This is a genomic window from Actinomadura rifamycini DSM 43936 (genome assembly GCF_000425065.1).
In the GTDB taxonomy this organism is placed as follows: domain Bacteria; phylum Actinomycetota; class Actinomycetes; order Streptosporangiales; family Streptosporangiaceae; genus Spirillospora; species Spirillospora rifamycini.
The window spans coordinates 77,607-93,899 of record NZ_AULB01000021.1 but is presented as its reverse complement, the minus strand read 5'-3'; the positions used below and the strand labels follow the sequence as shown (position 1 = coordinate 93,899).

16 protein-coding genes are annotated in these 16,293 nt (G+C 73.7%); 13 read left to right on the top strand and 3 right to left on the bottom strand.

What is annotated here, in order from left to right; translation table 11 throughout:
• Nucleotides 1-65 precede the first annotated feature (65 nt).
• The 6 genes from H505_RS0120855 (at nucleotide 66) to H505_RS0120830 (ending at nucleotide 5,881) form a co-directional block, all read left to right on the top strand.
• Nucleotides 66-995 (top strand): Rossmann-like and DUF2520 domain-containing protein, encoded by a 930-nt coding sequence (locus H505_RS0120855; RefSeq protein WP_026403533.1) that lies wholly within the window; start codon nucleotides 66-68, stop codon nucleotides 993-995.
• 70 nt (nucleotides 996-1,065) lie between these two features.
• Nucleotides 1,066-1,932, top strand: coding sequence for a pantoate--beta-alanine ligase (gene panC / locus H505_RS0120850; protein ID WP_026403532.1), 867 nt, complete (start codon nucleotides 1,066-1,068; stop codon nucleotides 1,930-1,932).
• A complete protein-coding gene (panD, locus tag H505_RS0120845; protein ID WP_026403531.1) occupies nucleotides 1,932-2,369 on the top strand; it encodes an aspartate 1-decarboxylase in 438 nt (145 codons plus the stop codon). Before panC ends, panD begins: the two co-directional genes overlap by 1 nt.
• Before the next feature lie 196 nt (nucleotides 2,370-2,565).
• Nucleotides 2,566-4,230, top strand: coding sequence for an L-aspartate oxidase (locus H505_RS0120840; RefSeq protein ID WP_026403530.1), 1,665 nt, complete (start codon nucleotides 2,566-2,568; stop codon nucleotides 4,228-4,230).
• Complete coding sequence (gene nadC / locus H505_RS0120835) at nucleotides 4,227-5,084, top strand: carboxylating nicotinate-nucleotide diphosphorylase (RefSeq protein ID WP_026403529.1); 858 nt, start codon at nucleotides 4,227-4,229, stop codon at nucleotides 5,082-5,084. Before H505_RS0120840 ends, nadC begins: the two co-directional genes overlap by 4 nt.
• Nucleotides 5,085-5,098: 14 nt before the next feature.
• On the top strand, nucleotides 5,099-5,881 hold the full coding sequence (locus tag H505_RS0120830) for a type III pantothenate kinase (RefSeq protein ID WP_026403528.1): 783 nt from the start codon (nucleotides 5,099-5,101) through the stop codon (nucleotides 5,879-5,881).
• On the opposite strand, the gene H505_RS52460 is transcribed toward H505_RS0120830, so the two are convergent.
• Nucleotides 5,860-5,985 carry a hypothetical protein gene (locus tag H505_RS52460; protein ID WP_281173473.1) on the bottom strand — a complete coding sequence of 42 codons (126 nt, stop codon included), beginning with the start codon at nucleotides 5,983-5,985 and terminating at the stop codon, nucleotides 5,860-5,862. The two genes, H505_RS0120830 and H505_RS52460, sit on opposite strands and share 22 nt — an antisense overlap.
• A 32-nt stretch (nucleotides 5,986-6,017) precedes the next feature.
• On the opposite strand from H505_RS52460, the gene lysX reads away from it, so the two are divergent.
• Nucleotides 6,018-7,508, top strand: a complete 1,491-nt coding sequence (gene lysX, locus H505_RS0120825) for a bifunctional lysylphosphatidylglycerol synthetase/lysine--tRNA ligase LysX (protein WP_026403527.1) — start codon at nucleotides 6,018-6,020, stop codon at nucleotides 7,506-7,508.
• A 93-nt stretch (nucleotides 7,509-7,601) separates the two neighbouring features.
• Entirely contained in the window at nucleotides 7,602-9,176 is a 1,575-nt protein-coding gene (locus tag H505_RS51075; protein ID WP_051300959.1) for a serine/threonine-protein kinase, read from the top strand.
• Between the two features lie 22 nt (nucleotides 9,177-9,198).
• Here the strand turns inward: H505_RS51075 and H505_RS0120815 are convergent, their stop codons facing one another.
• Nucleotides 9,199-10,314: a LacI family DNA-binding transcriptional regulator gene (locus tag H505_RS0120815; RefSeq protein ID WP_026403526.1), complete on the bottom strand. Its 1,116-nt coding sequence runs from the start codon at nucleotides 10,312-10,314 to the stop codon at nucleotides 9,199-9,201.
• A gap of 474 nt (nucleotides 10,315-10,788) precedes the next feature.
• On the opposite strand from H505_RS0120815, the gene H505_RS0120810 reads away from it, so the two are divergent.
• Nucleotides 10,789-11,019, top strand: coding sequence for a LuxR C-terminal-related transcriptional regulator (locus H505_RS0120810; protein WP_026403525.1), 231 nt, complete (start codon nucleotides 10,789-10,791; stop codon nucleotides 11,017-11,019).
• A 214-nt stretch (nucleotides 11,020-11,233) separates the two neighbouring features.
• Here the strand turns inward: H505_RS0120810 and H505_RS51795 are convergent, their stop codons facing one another.
• Nucleotides 11,234-12,178, bottom strand: a complete 945-nt coding sequence (locus H505_RS51795) for a C40 family peptidase (RefSeq protein WP_245592588.1) — start codon at nucleotides 12,176-12,178, stop codon at nucleotides 11,234-11,236.
• Nucleotides 12,179-12,626: 448 nt separating this feature from the next.
• Between H505_RS51795 and H505_RS0120800 the strand changes: the two genes are divergently transcribed.
• The 4 genes from H505_RS0120800 (at nucleotide 12,627) to H505_RS0120785 (ending at nucleotide 15,932) form a co-directional block, all read left to right on the top strand.
• Complete coding sequence (locus tag H505_RS0120800) at nucleotides 12,627-13,142, top strand: amino-acid N-acetyltransferase (RefSeq protein ID WP_325052927.1); 516 nt, start codon at nucleotides 12,627-12,629, stop codon at nucleotides 13,140-13,142.
• A 4-nt stretch (nucleotides 13,143-13,146) separates the two neighbouring features.
• Nucleotides 13,147-14,022 carry an RDD family protein gene (locus tag H505_RS43340; RefSeq protein ID WP_051300958.1) on the top strand — a complete coding sequence of 292 codons (876 nt, stop codon included), beginning with the start codon at nucleotides 13,147-13,149 and terminating at the stop codon, nucleotides 14,020-14,022.
• Between the two features lie 16 nt (nucleotides 14,023-14,038).
• Nucleotides 14,039-14,659, top strand: coding sequence for an RDD family protein (locus H505_RS43335; protein WP_051300957.1), 621 nt, complete (start codon nucleotides 14,039-14,041; stop codon nucleotides 14,657-14,659).
• Nucleotides 14,660-15,605: 946 nt separating this feature from the next.
• Nucleotides 15,606-15,932: a histone-like nucleoid-structuring protein Lsr2 gene (locus tag H505_RS0120785; RefSeq protein ID WP_026403522.1), complete on the top strand. Its 327-nt coding sequence runs from the start codon at nucleotides 15,606-15,608 to the stop codon at nucleotides 15,930-15,932.
• Nucleotides 15,933-16,293 lie beyond the last annotated feature (361 nt).

Genomic DNA, 16,293 nt, shown 5'->3' with positions numbered 1-16,293 from the left:
CGCGTTCGTGGGTACTCTGGGCCGCGCAACGTCCGGTACCTACGTCACGAGGACTGGAACGAACGATGGATGAGCACGGCACGCCTTCCGCCGCGCCCGGAAACGAGCAGCCCGGCGCCCCGGAGGACCGTCCCGCCCGGCTGTCGGTCGGCGTCGTGGGCGCGGGCCGCGTCGGTTCGGCGCTGGGCTCGGCGCTCGAACTGGCCGGGCACCGCGTCGTCGCCGCGACGGCCGTGTCGGCGCGGTCGCGGGAGCGGGCGGCCGACCGGCTGCCCGGCGCGGCCGTCACCGACCCGCAGGGCGCGGTGACCGCCGCCGACCTGGTGCTGCTGACCGTGCCCGACGACCAGCTCCCCGAGCTGGCCGCGGGGTTCGCGACGGCGGGCGTCCCGGTCGCGGGCAAGCTGGTCGTGCACACCAGCGGCCGGTTCGGCACGGCCGTCCTGGACCCGCTGACCCGCGCGGGCGCGCTGCCGCTGGCGCTGCACCCGGTGATGACGTTCACCGGACGCCCGGACGACGTCGCGCGGCTCGCCGGGATCTCGTTCGGCGTCACCGCGCCGGAGCCGCTGCGGCCGGTCGCCGAGGCGCTCGTCGTGGAGATGGGCGGCGAGCCGGTGTGGATCCCCGAGGAGCGGCGGCCGCTGTACCACGCGGCGCTCGCGGGCGGCGCGAACCACCTGGTCACGCTGGTCGTCGAGGCGATGGACCTGCTGCGCGCCGCCGGGGTGGACGAGCCGGGCGCGATGCTCGGGCCGCTGCTGGGCGCGGCGCTCGACAACGCGCTGCGGCTCGGCATCGACGGGCTGACCGGCCCGGTCGCGCGCGGCGACGCGGGGACGGTCGCCGATCACGTCGCGGAGCTGGGCCGGGTGTCGCCGGAGAGCCGCCGCGCGTACGTCGCGCTGGCCCGGCTGACCGCCGACCGGGCGCTCGGCGCCGGGATGCTCAAGCCGGAGGACGCCGAGCGGCTCCTCGAGGCGCTGGCGGACTGACCGTCTTGTACCGGTACGGACCGCGGCCGGACGGGTCGCGGCAGGACGAGAACGAGTCGAGGGGAGCGTCGTGACGCCCGTCATCGCGAGGACGCGGGAGGAGCTGGCCGCCGCACGGAAGTCCGTGCCGGGCACGCTGGCGCTCGTCCCGACCATGGGCGCGCTGCACGAGGGACACCTGTCCTTGATGCGGGAGGCGCGCGCGCGTGCGGACGGCGTGGCCGTCAGCATCTTCGTGAACCCGCTCCAGTTCGGCCCCGGCGAGGACTTCGACCGGTACCCTCGGACGTTCGAGGACGACGTCGCGGCGTGCGCGCGCGAGGGCGCGGACGTGGTGTTCGCCCCGTCCCGCGACGTGATGTATCCGGCGGAGCCGCAGGTGACGCTGAAGTCGGGGCCGATGGGCGAGGTGGTCGAGGGCGCGTCCCGTCCCGGCCACTTCGATGGAATGCTCACCGTCGTTCTGAAGTTGTTGAACCTGGTACGTCCCGATGTGGCGGTGTTCGGGGAGAAGGACGCGCAGCAGCTCGCCCTGATCCGCCGGATGGTCGCCGACCTGAACGTGCCCGTCGAGATCGTCGGCGCGCCGACCGTCCGGGAGCCGGACGGGCTGGCGCTGTCGAGCCGCAACCGCTACCTGTCGCCGGACGAGCGCCGCACGGCGCTCGCGCTGTCGCGGGCGCTGCGGGCCGGGGCGGACGCCGCCGCGGCGGGGGGCGGGCCGGACGCGGTGCTCGGGGCGGCCCGCGCGGAGCTGGCCGCGGCGGCGTCCGCCGTGCCGCCGCTGGACCCGGATTACCTCGTGCTCGTCGACCCCGCGACGTTCACCGAGGTCGCCGCCGGCCACGCCGGACCGGCCGTGCTCGCCGTCGCGGGCCGCGTCGGCGCCACCCACCTGATCGACAACGTTCCCCTCCAGCTCACCAAGGAGCACTGATGTTCCGGACGATGTTCAAGTCGAAGATCCACCGCGCCACGGTGACCCAGGCGGACCTGCACTACGTGGGGTCGCTGACCATCGACCAGGACCTGATGGACGCCGCCGACCTGCTGCCCGGCGAGCAGGTCCACATCGTCGACATCGACAACGGGGCCCGGCTGGAGACGTACCTGATCGCGGGCGAGCGCGGCTCCGGCGTGATCGGGATCAACGGGGCGGCGGCGCGGCTGGTGCAGCCCGGCGACCTGGTGATCATCATCAGCTACGCGCAGCTCAGCGACGCCGAGGCGCGCGAGTTCGTCCCGCAGGTGGTGCACGTCGACCGGTCGAACCGGATCATCTCGCTGGGCTCCGACCCCGCCGAGCCCGTCCCCGGGACGGACGACCGGCGCGGCGACGTCGTGTCCGCGTCGCCCTCGGCGTCGGGCCGCTAGGGCCAGGCGGCCTTCCCGCACCGGGCGCGCGGTGGTCGGTGCGGCCTCGGTCGGTTGGTCGGGGGTCGGTTGGTCGGGGCGGGCGGATCGTCCGGGGGATCCCGGGCGGTCCGCCCGTTCTGTTCGGGGGTCGGGGAAAAGCCCGCTCCGGGGTTAGTGTCACAATGACGAGAACCGAGCCCCCGGAGGAGGGCACATGATCCCTTCCGCGCTGACCGCCCCCGAACCCGGCTGGACCGCCCGCACCGACATCGTCGTCGTCGGCTCCGGCATCGCCGGTCTCGTCGCCGCGCTCCGCTGCCGCCCGCACGGACGCGTCCTGCTCGTCACGAAGGCGCTGCTGGACGCCGGCTCCACGCGCTGGGCGCAGGGCGGCATCGCCGCCGCGCTCGCCCCCGACGACACCCCCGGCGAGCACCTGGCCGACACGCTCGTCGCGGGCGTGGGGCTGTGCGACGAGGACGCCGTCCGCGCCCTGGTCACCGAGGGCCCGGACGCCGTCCGCGACCTCATCGACCTCGGCGCGGCGTTCGACCGCGCCGACGGCGGGACCATCGCGCTGACCCGCGAGGGCGGGCACCGGCGCCGCCGCATCGCGCACGCGGGCGGCGACGCGACCGGCGCGGAGATCAGCCGGGCGCTGCTCGCCGCGCTCAAGGACTCCGGCGTCGAGGTGATCGAGCACGCGCTCGTCCTCGACCTGCTCAAGGACCCGGACGGACGCGCCGCCGGCATCACCCTGCACGTGATGGGGGAGGGCCAGCCCGCGGGCGTGGGCGCCGTCCGCGCGCGCGCCGTCGTGCTCGCCACCGGCGGGCTCGGCCAGGTGTTCTCCGCCACCACCAACCCGGAGGTCTCCACGGGGGACGGCGTGGCGCTCGCGCTGCGTGCGGGGGCCGAGGTCACCGATCTCGAGTTCGTCCAGTTCCACCCCACCGTGCTCTGGCTCGGGGAGGGCGCGCGCGGGCAACAGCCCCTCATCTCGGAGGCCGTGCGGGGAGAAGGCGCCCACCTGACCGACCTCGCGGGCGAGCGCTTCATGGTCGGACGCCACGAACTCGCCGAGCTCGCCCCGCGCGACATCGTCGCCAAGGGGATCACGAACCGGATGCGGCAGACCGGCGCCGCCTGCATGCTCCTGGACGGCCGGCACTTCGGCGCCGCCATGTGGGAGGCGCGCTTCCCGACGATCCTCGCCGCGTGCCGGCACCACGGCATCGACCCCGTGACCGAGCCGATCCCGGTCGTCCCCGCCGCGCACTACGCGAGCGGCGGCGTCCGCACGGACCTGCGCGGGCGCACGTCCGTCCCCGGCCTGTACGCGTGCGGCGAGGTCGCCTGCACGGGCGTGCACGGCGCGAACCGGCTCGCGTCCAACTCGCTGCTGGAAGGGCTGGTGTTCGCGGCCCGGATCGCCGATGCCCTCCCCGGCGACCTCGCGGACGCCCCCGGGCCCGGCGAGGCCGCGGCCGTCCCGTCCGGGCCGGGCGCGGGCGGCCTGCCCGACCCGGCGCGGCGGGCGGACGTCCAGCGGATCATGACCGGGCACGCGGGCGTGCTGCGCCGCGCGGACGGCCTGGCGGCCGCCGCCCGCGAGCTCGCCGCCCTGCCCGGCGCGGGCGCCGCCCCCGGCGTCGCCGCGTGGGAGGCCGCGAACCTGCACACGGTCGCGTCCGCGATCGTCGCCGCCGCCCGGCGCCGCGAGGAGACGCGCGGCAGCCACTGGCGCGAGGACTTCCCGGAACGGTCCGACGCGGACTGGCGCGGCCACCTGGTCACGCGGCTCGTCCGGACGGGCACGGGGAACGATCGGACCGAACTGGTCACCACCTACGAACCCGCGAAGGGGACACGCGCATGACACCCGAGACGGACGCGGCGCTGCGGGCCGCCGGGCTCGATCCACAGGCTGTGGACAACCTTGTGCGGGCGGCGCTCGCCGAGGACGGCGACACCGACGTCACCAGCGAGCCGATCTTCGCACCGGACGACACCGCGGCCGGGGACTTCACCGCCCGCGAGGAGGGCGTCGTCGCGGGCGTCCCGGTCGCCGCGGCCGTGTTCGACCTGCTCGGCGTCGTGCACGAGGCGAAGGCCGCCGACGGCGACCGGGTCGTCCCCGGCCAGGTGATCCTCTCGGTGAGCGGACCGACCCGGGCGGTGCTGCGCGCGGAACGGACGGCCCTCAACCTGCTGACGCATCTGTCCGGAATCGCGACGGCGACGCGGCGCTGGGCCGACGCGATCGACGGGACGAAGGCGCGGGTCCGCGACACCCGCAAGACCCTGCCCGGCCTGCGCGTGCTGCAGAAGTACGCCGTGCGCTGCGGCGGCGGCGTCAACCACCGGATGGGCCTGCACGACGCGGCGCTCATCAAGGACAACCACGTCGCCGCGGCCGGGTCCGTCACCCGGGCTTTCCGGGACGTCCGAAACGTGTACCCCGCGTTGCACGTCCAGGTGGAGTGCGACACCCTCGCACAGGTGGAGGAGGCACTGGCCGCGGGCGCGCGCGCGATCCTGCTGGACAACATGACCGACGCCGAAATGTCAGAAGCCGTCCGGCTTGTGGCGGGGCGGGCGGAACTGGAGGCGAGCGGTGGCCTTACCCTGGAGCGGGCCCGAGACGTCGCCGTGACCGGAGTCGACTACCTTGCCGTCGGCGCGCTGACGCACTCGGCGCGCGTGTTCGACATCGGCCTTGACTTCACCTGACCAGCGGGGACCTGATGCTGCTCACCATCGACGTCGGTAACACCCAGACCGTGCTCGGCCTGTTCGAGGGCGAGGAAGTGATCGAGCACTGGCGGATCAACACCGACCCCCGGCGCACCGCCGACGAGATCGCCGTGGTGCTGCAGGGTCTGGTGCAGCAGAGCCCGCTGCTCGCCGAGACCGACATCAGCGGCATCGCCCTGTGCTCGACCGTCCCGTCCGTGCTGCACGAGATGCGGGAGATGTGCCGCCGCTACTACGGCGACGTCCCCGCGGTCATCGTCGAACCGGGCGTCAAGACCGGGGTGCCCGTCCGGATGGACAACCCCAAGGAGGTCGGCGCCGACCGGGTCGTGAACGCGCTGGCCGCCGTGCACACGCACGGCGGCCCCGCGATCGTCGTCGACTTCGGCACCGCGACCACCTTCGACGCCGTCTCCGCGAAGGGCGAGTACGTCGGCGGCGCCATCGCCCCCGGCATCGAGATCTCGATAGACGCGCTGTCGTCGCGCGGCGCCCAGCTCCACAAGATCGAACTGGTGCGGCCGCGCAACGTGATCGCCAAGAACACCGTCGAGGCGCTCCAGTCCGGGATCATCTTCGGGTTCGCCGGCCAGGTCGACGGGATCGTCGAGCGGATGGCCGACGAGCTCGCCGCCGACCCCGACGAGGTCACCGTCATCGCGACCGGCGGGCTCGCCCCGCTCGTCCTCGAGGAGTCCCGCTGCATCGACGTCTTCGAGCCGTGGCTCACCCTGATCGGGCTCCGGCTGATCTACGAGCGCAACACCGCGTGACGGGTCGCTCGTAGCAGGCACAGCGCCGCGAGCCCGGACAGGACGGCCAGCAGCAGCGCCATCCGGACGGGCCCGGCGCGGACGCGTCCGGTCAAGTGGTTCACGGGGCACCGAGCGGGATCGATAACCTTGACGCGTGAGTGACGAGACCCTCGATGACCTTCCGGAGCAGATGCGCGTCCGGCGGGAGAAGCTCGACCGGCTGCGCGAAAGCGGGATCGACCCCTACCCGGTGACGTTCCCGCGCACGGCGACCATCACCGAGGTCCGCGAGAAACACCCCGACCTGGAGCCGGGCACGGAGACGGGCGAGCGGGTCGGCGTCACCGGGCGGGTCATGCTCGTCCGCAACGGCGGCAAGCTGTGCTTCGCGACGATCCGCGACGGCGGCGGCGAGATCCAGGTGATGCTGTCGCTCGCGAACGTCGGGCAGGAGCAGCTCGACTTCTGGAAGCGCGAGGTCGACCTCGGCGACCACATCGGCGTCGAGGGCGAGGTCATCACGTCGCGGCGCGGCGAGCTGTCGATCATGGCCGACCGGTTCGCGATCACGTCCAAGTGCCTGCGCCCGCTGCCGGAGAAGCACGCGGGCCTCACCGACCCCGAGGCGCGGGTGCGGCAGCGGTACGTCGACCTGATCGTCAACGACGAGGCCCGGCGGATGGCGCGGATCCGCAGCGCGACCGTGCGCGCCGTCCGCGACTTCTGGCACGACGAGGGCTACCTCGAGGTCGAGACGCCGATGCTGCAGCCCGTCCACGGCGGTGCGACGGCGCGCCCGTTCACCACGCACATCAACGCGTACAACATGGACCTCTACCTGCGGATCGCGATCGAGCTGTACCTGAAGCGGCTCGTCGTCGGCGGGATCGAGAAGGTCTTCGAGATCAACCGGAACTTCCGCAACGAAGGCGCGGACTCCACCCACAACCCCGAGTTCACGATGCTCGAGGCGTACGGGACGTACCTCGACTACAACGACATGGCCGAGCTCACCCAGCGGATGTACCAGAAGGCGGTCGTCGCCGCGCTGGACACGACGGTCGTCGTCCACGACGGCCAGGAGATCGACCTCGGCGTGGCCGAGTGGCCCCGGATCACGCTGTACGGGTCGGTGTCGGAGGCGCTCGGCGAGGAGATCACCCCGCACACCCCGATCGAGGCCGTCCGCAAGCTCGCGGACGGGCGCGGCGTGAGCTGGGACCCCAAGTGGGGCCAGGGCAAGCTCGTCCAGGAGATCTTCGAGGAGCTGATCGAGCACACGCTCGTCCAGCCGACGTTCGTCATGGACTTCCCGCTGGAGACGTCGCCGCTGACCCGGCAGCACCGCGAGGAGCCGCTGCTCACCGAGAAGTGGGACCTCATCGGGTTCGGCACCGAGCTCGGCACCGCCTACTCGGAGCTGGTCGACCCGATCGAGCAGCGCCGCCGGCTCACCGAGCAGTCGCTGCTGGCCGCGGGCGGCGACCCCGAGGCCATGCAGCTGGACGAGGACTTCCTGCGGGCGCTCGAGTACGCCATGCCGCCGACCGGCGGGATGGGCGCCGGCATCGACCGGATGATCATGGCGTTCACCGGCAAGGGCATCCGGGAGACGATCCTGTTCCCGCTGGTCAAGCCGGAGTAGCGCGCGCCGCCCCGGCCGGGGGGCGCGCGGAGGCGCGGCGCCGCGGGCGCCGAACGCCCGTGCGCGTTCCGGCCGGGATGGCATGATCGTCCGGTGAGTACCCCCCTCCGGCCCGAAGACCCCCGAAACCTCGGCCAGTACGCGCTGTCCGCGCGCCTCGGCGAGGGCGGGCAGGGGGCCGTCTACCTGGGGCGCGGCCCGGACGGCGCGGCCGTCGCCGTCAAACTGCTCCACAAGGCCGACCGGGACGCCCGGCTGCGCTTCCTCGAGGAGGCGGCGAACGCCCGCCGCGTCGCCCGGTTCTGCACCGCGCAGGTGCTGGACGCCGGCATGTTCGACGACCGCCCCTACATCGTCAGCGAGTACGTGGAGGGCCCGTCCCTGCACGACCGCGTCTCCCGGGACGGGCCGCTGGACGGCGCCGACCTGGAGCGGCTCGCCATCGGCACGGCGACGGCCCTGGCCGCCATCCACCAGGCCGGCCTCGTGCACCGCGACCTCAAGCCGCACAACGTGCTGATCGGCGCCTACGGGCCGCGCGTGATCGACTTCGGGGTCGCGCGGGTGCGCAACGACGCGCAGAGCACGGGCGTGTCGGGGACCCCGGCCTACATGGCGCCCGAGCAGTTCGAGCGGAACCCTCCCAGCCCGGCCGGGGACGTGTGGGCGTGGGGCGCCACGCTGGCGTTCGCCGCGAACGGCCGCGCCCCGTTCGCCGCGGGCTCGCTGGCGGCGACGGTCGAGCGCATCCGGACCGGCGAGCCCGGCCTCGGCCGCCTCGACGGGCCGCTGCGCGGCCTCGTCGTCGAGTGCCTCGCCAAGGACCCGGCGGCGCGGCCCACCGCCCGCGGGCTGCTGCTCGCGCTCGTCGAGCAGGCCGAGACCGCGGTGCCCGCCGCCGGGCCGCCCGGCGACCTGCTCGGGCAGGGCGCGGGCGCCGCGGCGTCGCTCGTCTCGGTCCCGTCCGCCGCCCTCCCGCCGGACCCCGCCGCCCCGGACGCGGGCGTGGGCGCCCCGGACGCGGGCGCAGGGACAAGCGCGGGTACGGGCGCGGGTGCGACGGTCGCGGACGCCGGGGGCGCGCCCGCCCGTCCGTCCGATCCGGCGGTCACGGTGCCGCCGCGGCGGGACGGGCGGCTCCGGCGCGTCCGGCGGAACGGCCTGCACCTCGCGTTCGTCGCGCTGGTCGCGGCGGGATCGGCGGCGCTCGCGACGTTCGCCGTCGACCGGAGCACCGGCGGGGACGGCGGCGGCGCCGACGCGCGGACGGGCGCGGGCGTGCAGACCGTCGTGACCGTCACCGCCGTTCCGGCGGCGCCAAGCACCACGCCGAGCGCCGAGCCGTCCGGAACCCCCGCCGCAAGGCCGTCCGGAACCACGGCCCCGGCGGCGCCCGCCCCGGCGCCGACGAAGCCCCGGCGGACCGCCGGGGCCGCGCCGTCGCCCCGGAGCACCGACCTCGGCGGCGTCTCGCTGTGGGACTGGTGCCGGGTCAAGGAGTACGAGGGCGCCTACTGGCTGGACGGCGCGTGGCGCTGCAAGCGCGGTTCCGAGCGGTACGCGGTCCCGCTCGACGAGGCGTGCCGCTGGCAGTACCGCCGGGACGACGCGGTGGCCCGGTTCCGGGACCCGGCCGTGCCCCGCAGCATCTACTGCGCGACCGCCTGAGCCGCCCCGGGCCGGGCCCGCGTCAGGTGGAGTCGCGGACGACGATCTCGGGCCGCAGCACGACCTGCCGGTGCTGGTGCGAGGGGCCCTCGCGGATCTCGGCGAGGGCCAGCTCGGCGGCCTCCCAGCCGAGCTCGCGGCGCGGCTGCCGGACCGTCGTGATCGGCACGGCGGCGCTGGCGGCGAGCTCGATGTCGTCGTAGCCGATGACCGCGATGTCGTCCGGCACCCGGACGCCCAGCCGCGTCAGCTCGTTGATCAACCCGATCGCGAGGAGGTCGTTGGCGCAGAACACGCCGTCCGGGCGCGGCGACATCGCCAGGACCCGCCCCGCCGCCGCGCGCCCCTCGGTGATGCTGAGCGCCTCCTGCACCAGGACCTCCGGCGCGTCGAGGCCCGCCTCGACGAGCGTGCGGGCAGCGCCGTCCCGCCGGTGGACGCACGGTGCCGGCTCGGGCCGCCCGGTCACGAACGCCACCCGCGCGCAGCCCGCGCCGAGCAGGTGCGCGGCCGCGATCTCGCCGCCCGCCACGTGGTCGACGCGGGCGGAGCAGGCGTCCGGCGCGTCCCGGTCGATCAGCACGACGCTGAGCCCGGCCGCGCGCAGCTCGGCGATGCGGCGCGGGCCGAGCCCGACCGGGATGATGAGCGCCCCGGCGACCCGGTGCTCCTCCAGCAGGTCGAGCGAGCGCCGCTCCTTGGCCGACGAGTGGTCGCTGGAGATCCACAGCGCGTCGTGGCCCGCCTCGTTCAGCGCGAGCTCGGCGCCGCGCGCGACGTCGCTCGCGTACGGGTTCGTCAGGTCCTCGACGATGACGCCGAAGGCGAGCCGCGTCTCGCGGCGGCCCCGCCCGGACGCGCGCCCGCCGGCCCCGTCGGCCGACCGGTCGACCGCGCCGTCGGCGCCGTCCGCGCCGCCTTCCGCGCCGCCCGACCGGGCCCGGTGCGGGCCCTGGCGCAGCCGGCGGGCCGACTCGTTGCGGACGAACCCGAGTTCGTCGATCGCGGCGCGCACACGGTCACGGGTGGCTTCGGCCACGAGGTCTGGCCGGTTTAGGACATTCGAAACGGTCCCAACTGAGACCCCGGCTCGCTTCGCCACCTCACGAATACTGGTCTGTGGCAACTCGCTCCTCATCCGCCCCCGGCGACGTTATCCCAGGTAGCGGCATTCTCTATCGCGCGGGCTCGAACGGCCCGTCACACATGGCGACCATACGAGCACACAAGGCATTTGACCAGCGCTTGACGGGCCGGATCCGGCCGCCTAGCGTTCCGAGCCGAAGCGTAGCTTGAAACGATTCATGATCTTCGCCTACGGCGAGGACCACGCTGGATCCGAGGAAGGGACGGGCGCGGATGGCTGGCGACCAGAGCCCGTGTCGTCCGGAAGGCCAACGACTGAATCGTCACCCGGAGTTCCCCCGCGCATCCCCGCAATCGGCCGATCGGCCACCTCCGGCCAAGCTCGTGAGACAGCAAGGGAACCTGATGATCTAGTCCGGAGGGCTCCGGACCCGGCAACCCAACGCGCGTACACGAGGCCGAACCCGTGCCTGTGCAGCGGACGGCTGCATCCCCGCGGTCATCACCACGGACGAGGGAGGACGGAGTGGAACAGGCCACACTCGCACGTCGTGGCACCGACGAGTTCGGGCTGAGCGAGGAGGAGATCCGACTGCTGGCCCAGATCGCGAGCGGTGTCACCGCCGATGTGGCGGCACGAAAGCTGGAACTGAGCGCGCGGACCCTGCGCCGCCGGTTGCGGACGATCTGCGACCGGCTGGAGGTCGGCACCCCTATCGAGGCCGTGGTGTGGGCGGCCCGGAGGCAGCTCATCTAGCGCGCGCACGACGGCGCCCGTCCGGGGAAGGCGGGCGTTCACCGGCAGGACCAGGCGGCACACTCACCCGACGCGAACTCCGTCCGACCCCGCGGCGGCGGCGCCGGCTTCCCGGCAGGTAGGTCCCTGCGGGAGGCGCCGCCGCGGACGTTGTTCACGGGACGTCCGCCGCCCGAGCCGTCCGAGCCGTCCCGCCGTTCCCGCGGCGCGCGCGTCACGCGACGCGCACCCCGCCCGCGAACGGCCGTCCCGCCATGGGCGCGATCCGGACGACGTCGCCGGTGTGCGGCGCGTGGATCATCTTCCCGTCGCCGACGTACATGCCCATGTGGTGCAGGTCGGAGTGGAAGAACACGAGGTCGCCCGGCTGCAGCTCGCTCCTCGAGACGCGCACGCCCGACGTGAACTGGCTGCCGGTGTAGTGCGGCAGGTTGACCCCGACCTGCTTGTAGGCCCACATCGTCAGGCCGGAGCAGTCGAAACTGCCGGGCCCCTCCGCGCCCCACACGTACGGACGTCCCAGCTTGCTCATCGCGTACTTCAGCGCGCGCGCCGCCTTGCCCGTGCCGACCACCGGAAGTGCGGCGAGCTTCTCGGGCGCCTGCTTGATCACCTTTCCGCGGATCTTCTCGTACTCCCGCGTGACCTTCGCGCGCTGCTCCTCCACCTTCTCCTTCAGCTCGGTCGCCTGCGCGGCCCGCTGCTCGGCGGACCGGCGCGCGCGCTCGGCGGACTGCATCGCCCGCATGTACGCGATGACCTTGGTGCTTTCCTGGTCGGAGAAGTAGTCGAGGGTCGCGGCCCGGTCGAGGACGGCCTGCGGGTCCTGCGCCGCGATGAACGTGACGGCCGGGTCGTCCCCGCCGTGCATGTACCGGGTCGCGGCGAGGCGTCCGATCTCCTTCCGCAGCGCGTCGAACGCCGCGCGCTGCCCGCCGGCGTTCGCCTCGGCCGCCGCGGCGGCGCGCCGCGCCTGGTCCAGTTGCGCCCGGAGGCCGTTGTACTGCTCGGTGAGCTTCTCGAAGTCGTCGGCGAGCCGGTACGCCGCCGAGGTGAGGTCTCCGGCTGCGGCCGGCCCGGGGTCGGCGAGCGCCGCCGGGCCCCGCTGCGGGGCGGCGACGTGCGGGGCGGCCGACACGACGGCGGCCGCCGCGGCCACCGCGGCAGTCCGGCGGGGGAGGCGGGCACGGCGCGGTCGGGACGCGGGTCGCGAAGGCTCCACGCGCTCTCCTCTCCTGGTCGCCCGCCGGGGCGGCGGTCTCGGGACGGCCGCGGCGGACCGTGCCGGGCCGAACCGGCCGTCCGCGGCGCGCGGGCTCGCGGCGCGCGGATCGGTCCGTGCGGTCTGTCGGATCACCCTGACGGTGCGGCGCCACCGGGAACACGACCCCGGGCGCTCCCGAAAACGGGAATCCCGCCGTCCGGAGCGGCCGCTGGGCCTCGGACGCGGCGGTCCGGCCCGGGTCTGCGCCGGGCCGACATCAGCGCAGGACACTAACGGAACCGGTGTGCGATTCCAACAAGAACGCGCGAAGACGCAGGTCAGCGCCCGTGTCCCGCGCTCGGCGTCCGTACCGGTTCGCGGGGTTCGGTAATGTCGCCTGTTTGTGGAAGTCGTGATCCGGCGTGCGCGCACCGCCGACGTCAAGGAGATCCGCAGGCTGGTCGACATGTACGCCGGGTCGGGACGACGCCTGCTGAAGAAGACCGCGGTGACGCTCTACGAGGACGTCCAGGAGTTCTGGGTCGCCGAGGACGCGCAGGCGGGCGGCCGCGTCATCGGCTGCGGCGCCCTGCACGTGATGTGGGAGGACCTCGCGGAAGTGCGCTCGGTCGCCGTCGACACCGGGTACGGCGGGCGCGGAATCGGCCACCGGATCGTCGCGCGGCTCCTCGAAACCGCCCGGGAACTCGGCGTCCGGAGGGTTTTCTGCCTTACCTTCGAAGTGGAGTTCTTCGCCCGTCACGGCTTCCGGCAGCTTCTGGGGACTCCGGTGTCGCCAGAGGTGTACGAGGAGCTTCTGCGTTCGTACGACGAAGGCGTGGCCGAGTTCCTGGACCTCGACAGGGTGAAGCCGAATACGTTGGGCAACACCCGGATGTTGCTTCGCCTGGAGGACTGACCGAATGAGCGAATCCCCCCACCGCGGCGGCCCGTACCAGCCGCCGCAGGGTCAGGGGTCCTACGGCCCCCCGCCCTCGTACCAGGGTCCCCAGTGGCAGCAACCGCAGCAACCGCAGCAGCCCGCGCGCCCCCCGGCGCGGCAGCAATGGCAGCAGCAGCCCGCCCAGCAGCAGTGGCAGCAGCAGCCGTCGTCCTATGACCCGGCCTACGGGGGCGGCGGTTACGACCCCGGTTACGGGCAGCACGGGGCGCCGTCCCAGGGCGCTCCCTACGCCGGCACGCCGTTGGCCCCCATTCTGCGGCGCGCCGGGGCCCGCCTCATCGACAACTCGATCGTCGCGGTGTTCGGCTTCGCGCTCGTCCTGCCGGTCGTCGTCGGCACGGTCGGCCTCGACGAGGCCGGGAGCAGCGCCAAGGACGAGGGCGGCATCTGGAACTGGCCCATCATCTTCACGCTGTTCTTCGTGCTCTCGGTGCTGCCGTTCATCTACGAGGCCGTGCAGCTCGCCATGTGGGGACGCACGTGGGGCAAGCGGCTCCTCGGCATCGGCGTCGTCCAGGCGCAGCCCGAGGGCGAGCCGCTGACGACGACGCAGGGCGTCTGGCGCGCGGGCATCACGCACATCGCGTACCAGCTCGGAGTGTTCTTCTTCCTCGTCCTCGCCGTGATGGTGTGGAGCTACGCCGCTTACGGCATGCTGCTCGTCTGGATCGGCATGGTCATGGCCCACCTCTGGGCGATCTGGGACCAGCCCCTGCACCAGGCCCTGCACGACCGCTTCTCCAACACCCTGGTCATCGACGAGCGCGCCCTGTACGACGACGGGCACGGGCACGGCGACCACGGGAACGGCGAGACCACCCAGTTCGTCCGCTAGGCCGGGGAGGACGGCGATGGAGACGTCGCAGCCCGCTCCCGCGGAGCCGTCCGGGACGGCCGCCGTGCGGCTGCTCGCCGAACCGGGCCAGCGGCTCCTCGCCCGCATCGTCGACACGCTGGTCGTCGGCCTGCCCGTCATGCTCGTCCTCCGGGAGGCGCTGCCGCACGGCGCCCTCGACCTCGTCGCGCCGCCCGCCGTCGCCGGGTGCCTGCTCGTCTACGAGGCCGTCCAGCTCGCGCTGTGGGGGCGGACGCCCGGCAAGCGCTTCGCCGGCATCGAGGTCGTCCGCGCCGAGGACGTGCGGGCCGAGGCCGTCCTCGACCGGCCCGACGAGGACGCGCCGCCCCCGGACGCCCGCGCCGGCGTCGAACACGGCGAACGCGGCGAACGCGGCGAACGCGGCCGGGCCGATGATCCCGCGCGCCTCGGCGCCCTGCGCGGCGCGCTCCGCGCGGCGGTCTACGCGGTCCCGATCGTGGCGCGCCCCGTTCCCGTGGCCGGGCTCCTCGCGAGCGTGTTCTGGGTGGCGAACGCCGGCCTGCTGTTCGAGGGCCGGAGCCGTCAGGCGCTCCACGACAGGCTCGCGGGCACCGTCGTGGTCAAAAGCCCGGGCGCCCGTTCCACGACGTTCTGACGGGTCTCTCGGCGGCCCGCAGGTGCGCCTGCGGGCCGCCGAGAGGCCCGTCCGTCCTTCTTCCCGCGGAAGGGCTTCCCCGCCCGCCATAGGACCGCTCCAGCGCCCGCTTCCCGGCCCCCTTCCGTGGACCTCCCGCCGCACAACTGCGGCCGTCCCGCGGGTTTTGGGGAGTGGCCCTCCGTGTTTCGGACGCCCCCGTTCAGCGGGCGAATCCCAGCTCGTTCCGGTTACGGCCGCGAATCGGCGAGGATCTGTCCCTTCCCGGACGAGCCCTCCGGTTTGGGATGGGCCCGCCGGGGCACTCGGGCCGGCCAAGGAAGTGGGGCGGCGGGGCGGTTTGTGTCGCTTATCAACCGATTTCGGGATGGGGTGGCGGCCGCCGTGCTTCGGCGGTGCCGCGGCACGGAGACTTCGCGCCGCCGGCGAGGCAACCGATTTTCGCCCGCGGGCCCCGTCGCGTTATCGAGCGACATGCCCCGGTGACGGCCCGTAAGCCCCGCGCCACCGGGCCTCCCGGGGCTCCGCTCTTTCCTCGTGCGGTGCGGTTAGTGCCGTTACGCCAGGGTTAATCGGTGCTGGGCGATGTTGGTGCGCCGTACCTGTTAAGGTCCCCCGCGGACCCTTTTCCGTCCCCGCCGGCGCGGCGTCCCGGGCGGGGGTCGTCCGCAAAGCTCCGGCTAACCTCCCAGGTCGGGCGCGGGTGGGCAGTGATGTCGGTCACGCCGAAATCCGCCGAGCCGGGGCGACCGCGCGCAAATTCATACGGACCGGCCCGCCTCCTGACGGGCCCATCGAGGCGCGCCCTCCCGGAATCAGCAAGGACGATGACGATGAGTTACCAGGGGGGAAGGGGACTTCATCGCGAGTGTTGAATTGTCATCCACGCACATCGCGGTATATCTTTGCAAGCAATGCAGTTTGCTCCAGCGAAAGGTCTGTCCTCATGGCACAGAAGGTTCAGGTGCTTCTCCTCGACGACCTCGACGGTGGTGAGGCGGACGAGACCGTGACGTTCTCGCTCGACGGCGCCTCCTACGAGATCGACCTGAGTGACGCCAACGCAAAGAAGCTGCGGGATTCCCTGCAGCCGTTCGTGGAGAAGGCGCGCAAGGCGGGCACCGTCAGCCGCAACAAGCGGCGGCAGCGGGGCGCCTCCAGCCGTGAGCGCAGCGCCGAGATCCGGACCTGGGCCAAGAACAATGGCATCAAGGTCAATGAGCGCGGCCGCATCCCCGCCCACGTGATCGAAAAGTACGAGGCGGCGCACTGACCCGGTCGGCCGACGGCCCGCCTCCGTCCGCGGGGCGGGCCGTTCGCGTCCGCGCCCCGCGCCCGGACGGCGCCGCGTGCGCCGCCCGTCCGGGGCCGGGACGAACGGGCGGGCCCGTCCGGTCCGAAGGCGAAGCCGTCCGGCCGGAAGAAGGGGACGCTTCGGCGCGTTCTACGAGAGACCGCACGCGCACGTCCGTCCGGCGTCCCGGAGACGCCCGGCCGGGCCCCGGAACCGCGCTGGACGGGCAAATGCGTCCGTTCGCTTGTGGCGTAGCGTTCCGGACGTTTCGCGGGGCGCGCGACGAGGTAGACCCGGCCGTCAAGGCACACCTTCTCCGAACTCGGCCGCGCCTCGGACG